The organism is Sporosarcina newyorkensis, from assembly GCF_900167515.1.
Taxonomy (GTDB): Bacteria; Bacillota; Bacilli; order Bacillales_A; family Planococcaceae; genus Sporosarcina; species Sporosarcina newyorkensis.
On the sequence record NZ_FUYJ01000010.1, the window covers coordinates 53,064 to 68,490 of the forward strand.

A 15,427-nucleotide genomic window follows, 5' to 3' on the forward strand; every position below is an offset into this window, starting at 1 on the left:
TCCTCCTTTACGCAATTCGCTGTCTCGCATCTGAAGCTCGTTTGACTGCTTGACCGATATAATTAATACATAGCATGATCACTAAAATGAGCAGTGCAGCAGGAAGCCAAACCCACCATTTGTTTTGGACAATATCAGGGTTCTTTGCCAGCGCAATCAGTGTGCCGAGTGATGGGGTCCCAGATGGCAGACCGAATCCGAGAAACGTCAAACCTGTCTCCAGCCCAATATTCCCCGCTAACGTCAGCGTCATGTTGACGATGATCAATGAACTCAAATTCGGCAGCATTTCAAAGAGCATGATCTTCCAATCGGGTGTGCCAAGTGTTTTGGAAGCATGAATATAGTCCAGCTCTCGTTCCGCCAATCCTCTCGAGCGGATAAGGCGAGCCTTGCCGAACCAAGCAAAGATGCTCATAATCAGAATGAAATTGAAGACACTGTAATTCGGTACCATCACAACAAAAACAATGATGATCATCAAAGACGGTAAAATCATTAGAAAATCAAGTACCCTACAAATGATCTGATCAACAATTCCACCATAAAAGCCGGCAATCAAGCCAATCGTCAAGCCGTACAGACTTGCCAGTAATGTGACGCAAACTCCAATCGTAAACGAATTCCGTGCACCGAGCAGCAGCTGACCAAAGACATCCCGCCCTCCGTCATCCGTCCCAAGCCAATGCACAGCAGACGGTGCCAAATAAATGCTGGATAAATCGATTCTCGTCACACGGTCTATGGAAAGAAAGAAGGGGGAGATATACGCAATCCCTACGATGCAAACGAGCACGATCAACGATACTAATGCCATCCGGTCATGTCGAATTTCCCGCCAAATTGCAGAGTGAAACGATTGATTGCCCATTTTTGCCTGCCGCATAGCTTCATTCGTAAGCTCCATCTTCATCTCCCTTTCATCCAAGACGAATCCGCGGATCCACCATGCGTAAAATAATATCCGACAACATCGTCCCTACGATAACCGCTGCGCCAGAAATAAGAACAAGTGCTGTGACCACCGTGAAATCACGTGTCATAATCGAGTCGATGAAAAGTCGGCCGAGTCCTGGATAACTAAAGATCGTTTCAATAAATACCGAACCTGCAATCAATCCCGTAATCTCATAGCCTAAAAACGCTGCAATCGGCAATATCGAATGCCGTAGGATATGTCGATGATACACTACATTTTCCGATACGCCTTTCGCACGAGCCGTCTTCACAAAGTCTTTCATTTTGGTCTCAATGATTTCATTGCGCAAATACTGCACAGTCGAATAAGTCAGCAACAGCGAGCCTGACAAAACAGGCAGCACCAAATGTTTCAGCTTATCCCACACATACTCTGCAGTTCCTTCCTCAACCCGGATGTCCACGCTGCCTCCGCTTGGAAACCAATTCAGCACAAAGCCAAAAACATATAACATCAATAAAGCGAAGACGAAAACAGGTGTTGCAAATGAAACATAGTTATACGTCACGATGAACTGATCCGCCCAGCTTCCAGTCCATCTGCCCGCAATCATGCCAAGCGGAATCGCAATCAAATACGTAACCACAAGCGTTGCCACCGACAGCCAGATCGTATTTTCAATACGCCCAGCCAGCAGTTGTGTAACCGGCTGCTTATGCACAAATGACTGCCCAAAATCTCCGCGTACTGCATCTCCTATCCAGCGCCCATATTGCACAATCCATGGATCATTTAAACCGTGCTGTTCACGGATCTTCTCCATTTGTTCTGCCGATACATTCGGTTTTCCCATGAATGCACCGGTTACTGCATCGCCTGGCATCTGTTTAGCCAAAAAGAAAATGAGGATACTCAGTAAAAGCAACTGCGGAATCATCAGTAAGGTTCTTCTTACAATAAAAACAAGCACTTCCTTACCTCCTCACTTCAAAGCTGCCCTGTGGGTATCTGAAATCTTCCGCAGCTCTATAATTCTGCCCGACGAATCAAAAAATTGATCTGCAGCCAGCTCATATTGCTCATTTATCTGCCGTCTTTGCTTCACTTTTTCCGAACGTTTTTCTGGATTCAATTCCGGCATCGCCGCCACTAGACGTTTAGTATATAAATGACTGGGCCGTTCATAAATGTCTTCGACTGTCCCTTCTTCAACCAAACGTCCTTTATACATGATGCCAATCCGATCACACATATGGCGAACAATTCCTAAGTCGTGAGAAATAAATAACACAGTCAGCTCAAACTCTTCTTGAATATCTTTCATGAAATTTAGTACTTGAGCCTGCACAGAAACGTCGAGTGCAGAGACCGGCTCATCCGCAATAAGTAACTGCGGACGCAAAGCGAGCGCACGAGCAATACCGATACGCTGCCGCTGTCCGCCTGAAAATTGATGAGGATACTGATATATTGATTCAGCATTCAAACCTACTCGCTCCACCAACTCTTGAACTTTTGCCAGCTCTTCTTCTTTAGAGAGGTTTTCAAAATTACGCAACGGTTCCGCAATAATATTCCAGACATTTTTTCGTGGATTTAACGAAGAATAAGGGTCTTGGAATATCATTTGGATATCTTTCATCCGCAATTTCCGTGACGCTCGAGACATCTGGTATAAATCGTCACCTTGGAATAAAATCTGTCCATTCGCTAACGAATTCAAGCCCATGATCGCTCTCGCTGTTGTCGACTTGCCACATCCAGATTCCCCCACGAGACCATAAACTTCACCTTGGAAAATTTGAAAACTTACTTGATCCACGACAGAACGCGGTGGAATAGTCCGTTTCAAAAAACCACCTTTCTCAGGGAATTGAACCGTCACGTCATGTAGCTGTAATAGAGGCATTGCTTTCGTCTCCCATTCTTTCCGCAGGCAAGTAGAAGTGTTCGTGACATCGACAACGAACGAAATGATCAGCAGCAATTTCATGCAATATCGGTTCGCCTTCATGCAATTCATTCGAAATCCACGGAATACGAGAGGCGAAACGACAACCATTCCTTGTAAGATGTTCAATGGCTGGAACAATGCCTTCAATGACATGCAATTTCTGCTTTTGACCGGTGGCCGAAGGAAGTGATTGAAGAAGCGATCTTGTATAGGGGTGTTTTGGGTTGTAGAACAACTCACGAACCGGTGCCAACTCGACAATTTCTCCTGCATACATCACTGCCACACGATCGGCCATCTCCGCTACTACACCTAAGTCATGCGTGATCAATAAAATACCCGCTTGCGATTGGCGTTGCAAATCTTTCATCAATTCCAAGATTTGCGCTTGAATCGTCACATCGAGGGCCGTTGTCGGTTCGTCCGCAATAAGCAGCACAGGATCACAGGCAAGTGCCATCGCAATCAGTACACGTTGCCGCATACCGCCAGACAGCTCGTGGGGATACTGTTGATAGACTTGTTCGTTATTTTGAATACCCACACGTTCAAGCAACTGTAATGTCCGATGCTTTTTCTCTTTTGTGGATAAGGTCAGATGTACATTCATTGGTTCTTCAATTTGCCTTCCCACAATCATTAGTGGGTGTAATGCTGTCATCGGATCTTGGAAAATCATCGCTAGTCGCTTTCCGCGGATTTGATTGAGTTCTGCTATCGGTAACTGCAACAGATTACGGCCTTGAAACTCGATAATGCCTTCCACAAGTGTTCTATCAGATGGATGTAAGCCCATGATTGACAACGCAAGCGCACTTTTTCCACAACCCGATTCACCAACGATCGCCAACACTTCATTTTTTTGAATCGTCAATGAAATTCCGTCAACGGCTGGGTAAAATTTTCCATGAATCTGAAAAGATGTCCGGAGTTTGTGGATAGTTAATAAGATATCTTCCATACCATCAACTCCTTTGCGGATAGTGTGAATAAGTAACGGGAAATTATGCGTTGAATTTTAAAAAGTTGCCCACATTCCCGTCGTTGTGGATAGTTTAGAACGTATAAAGTAATGTTCGCACATATTGTACACAAACAAAAAAACCGAACGACTGAATTTCTCCAGTCATTCGGTCTAGCATTATATTTGCGAAACTTGATTTTTCGAAGCATCGATCAGCGTTCGAATTGTCGGCAAATCACCTTCATGAAATGCACTCACAATCGCACTTCCGACGATGACACCGTCAGCTAACGCACCTAAACTTCGTACATGCTCTGGTGTGGAAATTCCAAATCCAGCGAGAACAGGAACGGAACTTGCAGCTTTCAAACGTTCCAAGTGGTCTTCTAAACCTTCAGTGAAGGAATCACGAACACCGGTAATGCCATTAACTGTCACAGCATAAATAAAACCTTCCGCCGCTTCAGCAATTGCGTTAATACGTTCAGCCGGACTCGTTAACGACACAAGTTGAATCAGCGCGATATCCGTACCTTCTAAAGCAGATTTCAGCAGACCACTTTCCTCTAAAGGCAGATCCGGCACAATCAGACCATACACTCCGCTGTTCTCACAGTCAGCAGCCATCGCTTGCAATCCGTAACTCAGGATAGGATTCAAGTACGTCATGATTACGAGCGGCACTGTCACTTCTTCTTTGAATGAAGCTAGTTCAGCCATCACTTTGCGAAGCGTTACGCCTTCTGTCAAAGCCCGCTCACCTGCTTGCTGGATCACTTCACCATCGGCCACCGGATCAGAAAACGGAATACCTACTTCAATCGCGGCTGCACCTGCCTCCTGCAAGAATAAAATATTCTTTTTTAACGTCTGCAAACCACCATCGCCTGCCATAATATAAGGAACAAACGCCTTATCGCCTCGTTCATTACATTGCAAAATTGCCTGCATTACCTTTTGTTTTGTCATTATGCTTGGCCTCCTAACGCATCCCGTACAGTTTGGACGTCCTTATCTCCACGGCCCGATAAACAGATGACGAGAATTTCTTCTTCCTTCATTTTTTTAGCCAATTGCACAGAATAATAGACCGCGTGCGCACTTTCAAGAGCAGGAATGATGCCTTCCACACGAGACAATAACTGCAAACCTTCTAATGCTTGTTGATCGGTCACAGAATCGTACTGGACACGATCAATATCGTGCAAATGGCAATGCTCAGGACCAACTGCCGGATAGTCTAAACCGGCCGAAATGGAATGTGCTTCCTGAATGAATCCATCCTCGTCTTGCAACACATACATATATGCTCCGTGTAAAACGCCTTCTTGTTTACCTGCAATCGCTGCCGCATGCTTTCCTGTTGAAATTCCGCTTCCTGCCGCTTCAACTCCATATAATTTAACATCTTCATCGTCAACAAATGGATGGAACATGCCAATTGCATTACTGCCACCCCCAATACACGCGACAACTGCATCGGGAAGGCGATTTTCCTTCTCCATTATCTGTTGTTTCGTTTCATTTCCGATGACGCATTGAAAATCACGGACGATTTGCGGAAATGGATGTGGACCGAGTGCTGATCCGAGAATATAATGCGTATCCTCTACATTGGATACCCAATAACGCAGTGCTTCATTGACCGCGTCTTTCAGCGTGCCTGCTCCTTTATCGACAGAAACAACGGATGCACCGAGCAGCTCCATGCGAAAAACGTTCAATTCCTGACGACGAATATCTTCTTTCCCCATGAAGACGACACATTCTAAACCAAGCAAAGCACAAGCCGTTGCCGTAGCGACACCGTGTTGACCAGCACCCGTTTCTGCCACGATCTTCTTCTTGCCCATTCGGATCGCCAGCAATGCCTGCCCCAATGAATTATTGATCTTATGCGCACCTGTATGATTCAAGTCCTCGCGCTTCAAATAAATCTTGGCTCCGCCTGCATGCTTCGTCAGATGCTCTGCAAAAAACAGCGGAGTCTCCCGTCCAACAAAGTCCTTCAAATAGCCGTTCAATTCTTCACTAAATGCAGGATCTTGCTGCGCTTCCTCATAAGCCGTTTCCAATTCCTGCAACGCTGTCATCAATGTCTCAGGAACAAATTGTCCGCCAAACTTTCCATAACGTCCTTTAGTTTCTGTCTTCTGCATCTTGATCACTCCTACCCTTCGCTCTATGAATAAACGCCCGAATACGTTCCGCATCTTTTTGCTTATCAATTTCTACTCCGCTCGATACATCTACCATATATGGATGCACTTGCTGGATCGCCCTTTGCACATTCCCGGCATGCAAACCACCTGCCAAAATCGTTTGCTCTAGTGAAACACCTGCGTCTGCGAGCAGCGACCAGTCAAACGTCTTGCCACTGCCACCTTTATACTCCACACCTGGCGTATCGAATAAAAAGTAATCCACATCATAGGCAGCAGCACGTTTAGCATCCTTTTCATCGCGGATCGCTAATGCCTTAATGGATGGCAAACCGACCTCCCGAATGAATTCTGGTGATTCATTCCCATGATACTGAATATAATCCAGAGGCACTTCCTTGAATGTTCGTTGCAGTTCTTCCTTTGATGCATCCACGAATACACCAATCTTCAGGACCGATTCCGGAATGCCTTTCGCAAGTTCCCGCGCCTGCTCAATCGTCACTTCCCGCCGACTCGGCGCAAAGACAAATCCTATTGCGTCTGCGCCTGCATCTACTGCCGCCCGCACATGTTCTGCCTGAATCAGACCACAAATCTTCACCTTTGTCATGAACGGATCCCTTGCTTTTCCACTTGTAGCGCCCGTAATGCATCTTTCACTGAATCACTGCGCATCAACGATTCTCCAACCAACACCGCGCTCGCCCCCGCTTTCGCAGCACGTTCCGCATCTTCAGGGTTCCAGATGCCGCTTTCACTGATGAAGACACGTTCTTCATCAAATGGGAACTGTTCCGCGATCAGCTCGGTCTGCGCTAAATCAACTTCAAACGTACGCAAATCTCGATTATTGACTCCAATAATTTTCGCATCAATTGCCAACGCACGCTGTAATTCCTCCACACTATGGACTTCTACTAACACATCCAATCCAAGTTCGTTTGCATACGTATACAGACTCCCAAGCGTCTGATCGTCTAATGCCGCAACAATTAATAAAATAACGGACGCCCCCGCACTTTTCGCCTGGTCGATCTGTATCGGATGAATTATGAAGTCTTTACATAACAACGCAATCGGAACCACGTCTGCGACAGCCGCCAAATCCTCAAATGAACCTTTGAAAAATTCATTGTCCGTCAGAACCGATATACACGCAGCGCCCGCTTCATAATAAGCAATAGCCTGCTTGACAGGATTAGCTCCTTCAGCAATTAAACCTTTAGAAGGCGATGCACGTTTCATTTCGGAAATCACTTGGAGCTTCTTTGCTTTTCGCAGTGTCTTATATAAGGATGGACGGGAAATTTCTCTCTCTGGAAAAATGACATTGCTCGCGAGCAACCGTTCCACTTCTATTTTCTTCTGTGCAATAATTTTATCTAAAATCGTCATTGGACAACCGCCTTTTGCCGAATCGTTTCGCTGAATGCGACAACGGCTTCTAATTTTTCTAATGCTCTTCCCGACAAAATACTATCGCTCGCTCGTTTAACGCCCTCTTGAATCGTCTTCACTCGACCGTTTGCAAACAATCCAATGCCGGCATTTAAGACAACTGTATCAAACTTAGGACCGCGCACTCCGTTCAAAATCGCCCGGGTCGTTGCAGCATTTTCCACTGCACTTCCACCTTTGATTGCAGACAATGGTGCATATTCAAGCCCCACATCATCCGCTGTTAATGAAAATGGAATCAAATCGCCGTGATCCAACAGGACAAATTCATTCTGCCCGGCAAGAGAGGCTTCATCCATGCCGCCTGCTCCACTTACTACGATCGCCCGCTCACGACCAAGCATCCGCAACACAGACGCATATTCCATTATGAAGTCTGGGCGGTTGATGCCCGTGAACTGGGTTTCTAAGGAAACTGGATTCGTTAGCGGGCCGACTAGGTTGAAGATCGTCGGCTTGCCAATTTTATTGCGGATTGCGCCAATACGCTTCATTTTCGGATGAATCGCCGGTGCGAACAGAAATGCGATACCTTCCTGTTCCAGCAGACGCTGCATATCGTCTGTTTGGTAGTCGGAATGAATACCAAGTGCGTCAAGCACATCTTGGCTGCCGGCTGCACTGGAAATTTTACGGTTGCCATGTTTGGCCACTTGTACACCTGCGCCTGCAAGTACAAATGCAGCGGTAGTGCTGATGTTGAATGTGTTGACGCCGTCTCCGCCTGTTCCGCAATTGTCTAGGTATCGTGCAGATGTTGGTGTTAGATCCATAGCGTATGATTTCATAACAGCTGCTAGTGCCGCAACTTCGTGTGAGGTCTCTCCCTTATTGGATAGGGCGATTAGGAATTGTATAATTTGTTCCTCATTGGTTTGTTCGCTGAATAGTAATTCGGCTGCTTCTCTCATTTCTTCGTACATTAAGTGACGTTTCTTCTCTACTATGCTCAAATACTTTTCCAAGCTCATCTCTCCTCATCTATATAAACTGAGATAAATAACTTACACTCAAAGTAAAATTTAGATCCCGTTGATTTCCATTCCAGGTGGACGCTTTCCGCGAGGCGTGGTCGAACCTAATCGTCACTGCAAAAAACTATCGACTGTTCTAAACATAAAACTCCAACTACCATTTCATCTACAGATTTACAGGTTACTTCACCGTTTCAGTAGCCTCGAGCAATGAACGGGCTTTGTTGGACGTTTCTTTGTATTCAAGCGCCGGGACGGAAGCTTCTACTATTCCGGCTCCTGCTTGCACGTAAGCTTTCCCTTCTTTAACTAGCATCGTACGAATCGTCAATGCGAAGTCGATATTGCCGTTAAGGCCAATGTAACCGATCGCACCTCCGTAAATGCCGCGGTGCTGGTCTTCCAGTTCGTCGATGATCGTCATTGCCGCTTGTTTTGGTGATCCTGTTACGGTTCCTGCCGGCATTGTTGCTTTCAAGGCATCTAATGCATGTAAGCCAGGCGCTAGGTCGCCTTCCACTTCGGATACTAAGTGCATGACATGTTCGTATCGTACAGTCTCTAAGTACTTCGCTACTTCAATCGTTTCAGGGCGGCATACTTGCTGCATTTCTTTTTTGCTCACTTCTACTAGCATATCGTGTTCTGACAGTTCTTTCGGATCGCTGCGCAATTCTTTTTCCAGCCCCAGATCTTCCGCTTCGTCACGGCCTCTTCTTCGAGTACCCGCAATCGGATTCGTCAGCACCTTGTTTCCTGAGACACGCACTAAACTTTCCGGAGATGTACCGATAACAGTATGATCGTCAAATTCCATGTAGTACATGTAAGGCGATGGATTGCTTCGGCGCAGTTTGCGGTACAATACAAATGGATCGCCTGCAATATCTGCTTCTAATCGACGAGACAACACGACTTGTTCTGCCTGACCATGTTTTATTGCATCAACGACGAGTTGAACACGCCGTTCGAATTCTTCTTTCGAAATCGCACATCGATAATCCGAAAGCGCCACCTCTTCTTCTTTTTCTACCGAACCATTGATGATCATATCCTCGATGGCATCTAGATCAGGTGTTTCATAGACAGGATTGATCTCAGTATGCAACAACGTCACTTCATGCTTATGATGATCGTAAATGACAACGGTATCGTAAATATTGAAGTAGACATCTGGTATATGCAGATCGTCCGCTGTGCGCTTTTCACCATTACGTGCGGCTCCATATCCTACGTAACCAACCGCACCACCTGTGAAGGGGAATCCAGCATCTTCTGTAATACGTGGCATCAAGCGCTTCAATAATGTGTAAAGTTCTCCTTCATGCGTATACGTCTTATTTGATGAATAAACGATTTCCTCGACTACGCCGTCGCGTCCGCGGTACGCTTTCTGGGGATTCAGCCCGATAAAAGAATATCGTCCTGATCCCCCTGCCTGCGAAGAACTTTCCAGCAAAAATTTATGGCTTCCTTTTAGTCTTCTGAAGATCAATATAGGCGTTAACGAATCGCCCTCAATTTTTCTTGCTGTCACTCGTAAGTTCTTCTTTTCTGTCGTCATGTCCATTCTCCTCTTTTCGACTAAATATCCGCCTAATTTTCTCCAAATAAAAAGCCCTCTGCAAACAGACAGATTAAGCCTGTTGCAGAGGACGATCGATAACCGCGTTGCCACCTCAAATTGAAGCGCCGCAGCACTCCCACTTTATGTGTTTTCACACTGCCCTTAACGCGAGCACACGTCTGTTTTTCATTAGAAAAAACAGCTTCCATAAGTCCATTCACGACTGCCGTGTATCGGTTCCCACCATACACCGACTCTCTAGCAAGCACGCACAATCGCTACTCTTCTTATTCATATCTTTTCGCTATTCTCTTCTCATCTATCTTTGCTCGTCTACCGTGGACGATTCCGCTGTCGAAATCTTCTGTCCATCTTGTTAAGTACATTTATCTTAATATGCAGAATCTTTAATGTCAACATCTTCTTCAGTTACGAATAAGTAAAAATGATATAATCACCTTATCATAACAAGCTCGGAAGGGGAGTATTTATGCGTATCAATAAATTTTTAAGTGAAGCAGGCATTGTATCGAGACGCGGTGCCGATAAGTGGATTACTGACGGCCGTGTTAAAATTAACGGACAGCCAGCAGAGCTTGGCAGCAAAGTCGAATCAGGCGATCAGGTTGAAGTAGATGGTAAACAGGTACAAAAAGAAGAACAGTTGGTCTATATCGCACTCAACAAACCCGTCGGTATAACGAGTACAACGGAACGGCATATCGAAGGCAATGTAGTGGATTTCATTAATCACCCACTGCGCATTTTTCATATCGGTCGATTGGATAAAGATTCGGACGGATTGCTTTTAATGACCAATGATGGTGATATCGTCAATGAAATTTTGAGAGAAGAACATAATCATGAGAAAGAATACATCGTAACTGTAGATAGTCCATTGACTTCTTCTTTTATTTCAAAAATGGAGAATGGCGTGAAAATCCTCGATACTGTAACCAAGCCTTGCACGGTGACAAAGCTAGGTCCACGGACCTTCTCCCTCGTGCTGACACAAGGCCTAAACCGACAAATCCGCCGAATGTGCGCAGCTCTCGGCTATCATGTACGTCGTTTACAGCGAGTACGAATCCTCAACATCGAGTTAGGAAATCTGCCGATTGGCGAATGGCGTGAATTGACAGATTCAGAGCAGAAAGAATTATTTCATACATTGGACTACCAGCCAAAAAGATAAAAAAGAGGGAGGTAACTAATACTTCCCTCTTTCCATATTTTCAAAAGTAGTTATAATCTAACACTCAACTCTCTAAAAATCCTTATATTTCCTCTATAACTAGTTCAATACTCTCTTTTTTTATGGTATAATTATCTAAAATAACTGCATAATATGGCTTATTCAGTATATCAATATAACTTCAGGACTAATGTATGGTTCATACTTTGCGACAGGAGTCTTGAGAGAGGAAGTTAGTATGATGCCCTTACGAACGCCTACATTCAATCCATCTTTAACTACTTTATTTGAAGAAACATTCTGCGTCTCACTGATCGATCTAAATGGTCGTCTGACCTACGTGAATCAAAACTTCTGCAAACTGACGGGCTACAGTGAGGAAGAGCTAATCGGGAATACGTGGGAATTACTAAACAGAGGATTAACTATTGAAAACTCAATCCTTATTTTTGAAAAGCATTTTATGACCCATAAAGTATATCAGGAGTCCGTGCGGATTTTTTCGAAGGATGGAAGGAAGTATTGGCTGGATACAACGGTCGTTCCTATTTACGATGTTGATGGACATTTGACACATTATTTATCTCTGGATATTGATGTGACGGGACCTGAATTAGTTTCTCGTGAATTTGCAAAAGCACGTACTGACTTGCAAAATTTCAAATATGCGCTGGACGAATCGGCTGTTGTAGCGATTACCAATCCACAAGGCATGATTACTTATGTGAACGACCGCTTCTGTGAACTGTCAAAATACTCGCGAGATGAACTCATCGGCAAAACACATCGGGTTGTTAATTCCGGGACTCATCCTAAAAGTTTTTTTGAAGAGATGTGGAATACAATCCAGCAAGGAAAAGTCTGGCGTGGAGATATACAAAACTTATCCAAAGACGGAGAGTTTTACTGGGTCAACACGACGATTATCCCCTTTGTAGGAGCGGACGGAAAACCATTTCAGTATATATCTATTCGTCAAGATGTCACCTCTCATAAAGCAGCTGAGAAATCCTTGGAGCTGGCGCTGAAAAACGACTTTACCACAACAGTAAAGAACCTTCAGAATGCGATTTTCAAATACTCATTTGATAAATATGAACAAATTCACTTCACGTTACTCGAAGGAAAGATAACTGAAAAACTCGGCATGACCAAAGACACTCTTAATGCTTTTCTCTATGAGAAAAGTTTGAACTTGACGTCAATTAAACGGCATCTCCAAGAAGGACTGCATGGTCTTAGCTCGCAGTTCGAAATAGAGTATAAATCGTATACATTCCTCGTCTATCTGTCTCCGATTTTCGAAGAAGACGAAGTAGCAGAAGTCGTAGGTACTGCTATTGACATTACAGATCGAAAAGAAGCAGAGCGGCTAGTTAAGCATATGGCATTCCATGATCATTTAACAGATCTACCAAATAGACGCTTACTCAAGCAAACTGTAGAGAATGCGATCGAAGGCCGAGCAAAAAGTAAAGAGCCTTTTGCCTTATTGTATATTGACTTGGACCGATTTAAGAATATTAATGATTCGATGGGCCACTACGTAGGTGACCAGCTGTTGAAATCAGTTGGAGAACGCTTAGGTTTACTCGTTCGGCAAAATGATCTAGTAGCAAGACTAAGTGGTGATGAGTTTATCGTATTATGTACATCCACAAATAAAAATGGGGTTCGATTAGTTGCTAAGCGTATAGTTGAAGAAATATCAAAATCATTTCTCATCAATAATTTGGAGGTCTTTATCGCTCCAAGTATCGGAATCAGCTTATTTCCAGAAGACGGTGAAGATTATGATACCCTTATGCGCAACGCGGACTCAGCCATGTATTTGGCAAAACAATCCGGCAAAGGTACATATCAATTTTTCACTGAAGAACTTTATAATGATTTAATCGAACGGACCTTACTTGAGATGGAACTGCGACAAGCTCTCAAAAAAGACGAGCTGTCCCTCCATTACCAGCCGCAACTCGATTTCACGACCGGTAAAATAAAAGGCGTGGAAGCACTTTTACGCTGGAATCATTCTTCCCGTGGAATGATTTCTCCTGGTCAGTTTATTCCCATTGCAGAAGAGACGGGTTTGATACTGCCGATCGGTTTATGGGTGTTGGAGACCGCGTGCAAGCAGGCAAAAGAATGGCAAGACCTTGGATACCCTCCTCTCCGCATGAGCGTCAATGTTTCATTGCGTCAGTTTAAGAGCCATACATTTGTCTCAGATGTGAAAGAGACCTTGCGCACTACTGGATTGCAACCGAACTATCTGAACATCGAAATTACAGAGAGTATGACATCGGACGTAAACAACTGCCAAAGAGTGTTACAAGAACTGCGAGAGATTGGTATCAAAGCAAGCATCGATGATTTCGGAACCGGCTACTCGTCTTTGAGTTATTTAAGTAAGTTCCCGATTACTCACTTAAAAATTGACCAGTCATTCGTCAGAGAGCTGACCGACAATTCCGTTATCGTCAAAGCCATCATTGATTTGGCTAAGAACTTGCATCTTCAGGTAATTGCAGAAGGTGTGGAGACGATAGAGCAGGCGGAATTTTTGAAGACTCTTAATTGCGATGAAGCACAAGGTTTTCTTTATTCCCGACCAGTGCCAAGTGAAGAAATTGCAAAATTGTTAGAAGACAATATATTATAATATTGCAGCAACCCAGCAGACATTTCGTCTGCTGGGTTGTTTGTCTATTACAGAACAGATGTCTAGAACTCTTAGATCATTAAAATTGTTTTTGAATCCGCAAGTAACCATACTAATTCAATTGCTAGTGTGCTATAGTTTTCACTATATTTAAACTCTTTAATTAAGTCAAAAATCGTCAAAAAGTATTCACAGGGGGAGATGTTTGGTGGGAACAAATCAGATGCGGTATTCCATTACCGCGTTAGCAGGATTTCAATGGCTCTTTTTCATGTTTGCCAATACGGTCGTCATCCCGATATCAGTGGGCACGGCATTCGAACTAGAACAAATTGAAATTGTCTCTGCGATTCAACGTTCATTTATTTTCACAGGAATTGCCTGCCTATTACAAGGTACATTGGGACATCGTTTGGCATTGATGGAAGGTCAATCTGGACTATGGTGGGGAGTTGTACTTAGCTTGGCAGGAACAGCAAATGCGATGGGACTGAGCCTAGCCACTGTGGGGGGCAGCATTGCGGTAGGTGCAATGATTTCAGGCGTGCTCGTTGCCATTCTTGGCGTTCTAGGTATGGGGGAAATACTGAAAAAGTGGTTTACGCCAGCAGTGATGTTCGTCTTTCTATTATTATTAGCAAATCAGTTGATCACCATCTTCTTAAAAGGGATGATCGGTCTCAATAATGGAGATTACATAAATTTGCCGATGACGCTATTTTCATTTGCTTTAGCAGCCTTGACCATTCTTGTTCACATTAAAGGCAAGGGAATCATTAGCAGCTTGAATCTTTTGATTGGAATGACTGTCGGATGGATCAGTGCGGTGTTGATTTTTCCTCAAGAGGCCGCTGAAACGATTAAGACAACTCCCTTTATCCAGTGGTTCCCTTGGGGTGAGCCAACAATTGAAATGGGTATCGTCATCACTGTGATCATTACAGGGCTATTAAACACAACAAACACGGTAGCGACTTTAAAAGGGGCAGAGGACATTTTTGAAAAGGAAACAACAAAACAGCAGTACAAAACGTCTTTCTTCATCACAGGGGGGTTGAATGTCGGGGCAGGTGCTCTCGGGCTCGTACCGTACGCTCCTTACGCTTCTTCTATTGGTTTTTTGCAGTCCAGCGGTATTAAAGAACGAGCTCCTTTCTTCATTGGTTCGATTCTCTTCATCATTCTTGGGCTCGTGCCGCCTTTAAGTGCATTCTTTTCCACCATTCCACAAAGCGTTGGGAATACGGTACTTTTCGTAGCGTATTTGCAATTGTTCCGGTCTGCATTGCGTAATGTAGAAGGATTGACCTTTGAACCTAAGACAGTTTACCGCGTGGCATTGCCTGCATTACTTGGCTTGTCGATCATGACGTTGCCGGCAGATGTGTTTGCCTCGTTACCTGAATTGCTGCAGCCTCTTCTTTCAAGTGGACTGCTTGTCGGGATTTTGGCAGCGCTTCTAATGGAACTACTATTTTGGATTGGTCAACGTTTCAGTAAGCGCAACATTTTATAAACTTCAGACTGCAGCCAAATGTTAAAGTTATAAAGGAAGAAATGCAAGAAAAGAAT

At 44.3% G+C, this 15,427-nt stretch carries 13 protein-coding genes and 1 other annotated feature; of the genes, 3 read left to right on the forward strand and 10 right to left on the reverse strand.

The features are described 5' to 3' along the window. Window positions 1-7 precede the first annotated feature (7 nt). The 10 genes from B5D59_RS16045 to B5D59_RS16090 form a co-directional block, all read right to left on the reverse strand. Window positions 8-907: an ABC transporter permease gene (locus B5D59_RS16045; RefSeq protein ID WP_176132619.1), complete on the reverse strand. Its 900-nt coding sequence runs from the start codon at window positions 905-907 to the stop codon at window positions 8-10. A 13-nt stretch (window positions 908-920) separates the two neighbouring features. Next, entirely contained in the window at window positions 921-1,889 is a 969-nt protein-coding gene (gene opp4B, locus B5D59_RS16050) for an oligopeptide ABC transporter permease (protein ID WP_078818663.1), read from the reverse strand. 12 nt (window positions 1,890-1,901) lie between these two features. After that, window positions 1,902-2,828 (reverse strand): ATP-binding cassette domain-containing protein, encoded by a 927-nt coding sequence (locus B5D59_RS16055; RefSeq protein WP_078818664.1) that lies wholly within the window; start codon window positions 2,826-2,828, stop codon window positions 1,902-1,904. Continuing rightward, a complete protein-coding gene (locus tag B5D59_RS16060) occupies window positions 2,806-3,834 on the reverse strand; it encodes an ABC transporter ATP-binding protein (RefSeq protein ID WP_078818665.1) in 1,029 nt (342 codons plus the stop codon). Before B5D59_RS16060 ends, B5D59_RS16055 begins: the two co-directional genes overlap by 23 nt. 180 nt (window positions 3,835-4,014) lie before the next feature. Further along, window positions 4,015-4,806 carry a tryptophan synthase subunit alpha gene (gene trpA / locus B5D59_RS16065; RefSeq protein ID WP_009499130.1) on the reverse strand — a complete coding sequence of 264 codons (792 nt, stop codon included), beginning with the start codon at window positions 4,804-4,806 and terminating at the stop codon, window positions 4,015-4,017. Then, window positions 4,806-5,996: a tryptophan synthase subunit beta gene (gene trpB, locus B5D59_RS16070; RefSeq protein ID WP_078818666.1), complete on the reverse strand. Its 1,191-nt coding sequence runs from the start codon at window positions 5,994-5,996 to the stop codon at window positions 4,806-4,808. The genes trpA and trpB overlap by 1 nt, the downstream gene beginning before the upstream one ends. Continuing rightward, window positions 5,977-6,612 (reverse strand): phosphoribosylanthranilate isomerase, encoded by a 636-nt coding sequence (locus B5D59_RS16075; protein ID WP_078818667.1) that lies wholly within the window; start codon window positions 6,610-6,612, stop codon window positions 5,977-5,979. The genes trpB and B5D59_RS16075 overlap by 20 nt, the downstream gene beginning before the upstream one ends. Further along, complete coding sequence (gene trpC, locus B5D59_RS16080; RefSeq protein ID WP_078818668.1) at window positions 6,609-7,397, reverse strand: indole-3-glycerol phosphate synthase TrpC; 789 nt, start codon at window positions 7,395-7,397, stop codon at window positions 6,609-6,611. The genes B5D59_RS16075 and trpC overlap by 4 nt, the downstream gene beginning before the upstream one ends. Then, window positions 7,394-8,431 (reverse strand): anthranilate phosphoribosyltransferase, encoded by a 1,038-nt coding sequence (gene trpD / locus B5D59_RS16085; protein WP_009499134.1) that lies wholly within the window; start codon window positions 8,429-8,431, stop codon window positions 7,394-7,396. Before trpD ends, trpC begins: the two co-directional genes overlap by 4 nt. Before the next feature lie 184 nt (window positions 8,432-8,615). Further along, window positions 8,616-9,998 carry an anthranilate synthase component I family protein gene (locus tag B5D59_RS16090; protein ID WP_245799552.1) on the reverse strand — a complete coding sequence of 461 codons (1,383 nt, stop codon included), beginning with the start codon at window positions 9,996-9,998 and terminating at the stop codon, window positions 8,616-8,618. Window positions 9,999-10,082: 84 nt separating this feature from the next. Continuing rightward, window positions 10,083-10,303: a binding site (T-box leader), on the reverse strand. A 188-nt stretch (window positions 10,304-10,491) separates the two neighbouring features. Between B5D59_RS16090 and B5D59_RS16095 the strand changes: the two genes are divergently transcribed. The 3 genes from B5D59_RS16095 to B5D59_RS16105 all read left to right on the forward strand — a co-directional run bounded on the left by B5D59_RS16095 (window position 10,492) and on the right by B5D59_RS16105 (window position 15,371). After that, complete coding sequence (locus B5D59_RS16095) at window positions 10,492-11,196, forward strand: pseudouridine synthase (protein ID WP_009499137.1); 705 nt, start codon at window positions 10,492-10,494, stop codon at window positions 11,194-11,196. Window positions 11,197-11,434: 238 nt separating this feature from the next. Continuing rightward, window positions 11,435-13,855, forward strand: coding sequence for an EAL domain-containing protein (locus tag B5D59_RS16100; RefSeq protein ID WP_245799553.1), 2,421 nt, complete (start codon window positions 11,435-11,437; stop codon window positions 13,853-13,855). A gap of 208 nt (window positions 13,856-14,063) precedes the next feature. Further along, entirely contained in the window at window positions 14,064-15,371 is a 1,308-nt protein-coding gene (locus tag B5D59_RS16105; RefSeq protein WP_245799554.1) for a uracil/xanthine transporter, read from the forward strand. Window positions 15,372-15,427 lie beyond the last annotated feature (56 nt).

Bases quoted from the DNA above. Each gene is read 5' to 3' on its own strand.
- B5D59_RS16090 (WP_245799552.1), bottom strand. From the start codon at position 9,998: ATGACGACAGAAAAGAAGAACTTACGAGTGACAGCAAGAAAAATTGAG.
- B5D59_RS16060 (WP_078818665.1), bottom strand. From the start codon at position 3,834: ATGGAAGATATCTTATTAACTATCCACAAACTCCGGACATCTTTTCAG.
- trpB (WP_078818666.1), bottom strand. From the start codon at position 5,996: ATGCAGAAGACAGAAACTAAAGGACGTTATGGAAAGTTTGGCGGACAA.
- B5D59_RS16075 (WP_078818667.1), bottom strand. From the start codon at position 6,612: ATGACAAAGGTGAAGATTTGTGGTCTGATTCAGGCAGAACATGTGCGG.
- B5D59_RS16045 (WP_176132619.1), bottom strand. From the start codon at position 907: ATGGAGCTTACGAATGAAGCTATGCGGCAGGCAAAAATGGGCAATCAA.
- B5D59_RS16095 (WP_009499137.1), top strand. From the start codon at position 10,492: ATGCGTATCAATAAATTTTTAAGTGAAGCAGGCATTGTATCGAGACGC.
- trpA (WP_009499130.1), bottom strand. From the start codon at position 4,806: ATGACAAAACAAAAGGTAATGCAGGCAATTTTGCAATGTAATGAACGA.
- trpD (WP_009499134.1), bottom strand. From the start codon at position 8,431: ATGAGCTTGGAAAAGTATTTGAGCATAGTAGAGAAGAAACGTCACTTA.
- trpC (WP_078818668.1), bottom strand. From the start codon at position 7,397: ATGACGATTTTAGATAAAATTATTGCACAGAAGAAAATAGAAGTGGAA.
- B5D59_RS16100 (WP_245799553.1), top strand. From the start codon at position 11,435: ATGATGCCCTTACGAACGCCTACATTCAATCCATCTTTAACTACTTTA.
- B5D59_RS16055 (WP_078818664.1), bottom strand. From the start codon at position 2,828: ATGCCTCTATTACAGCTACATGACGTGACGGTTCAATTCCCTGAGAAA.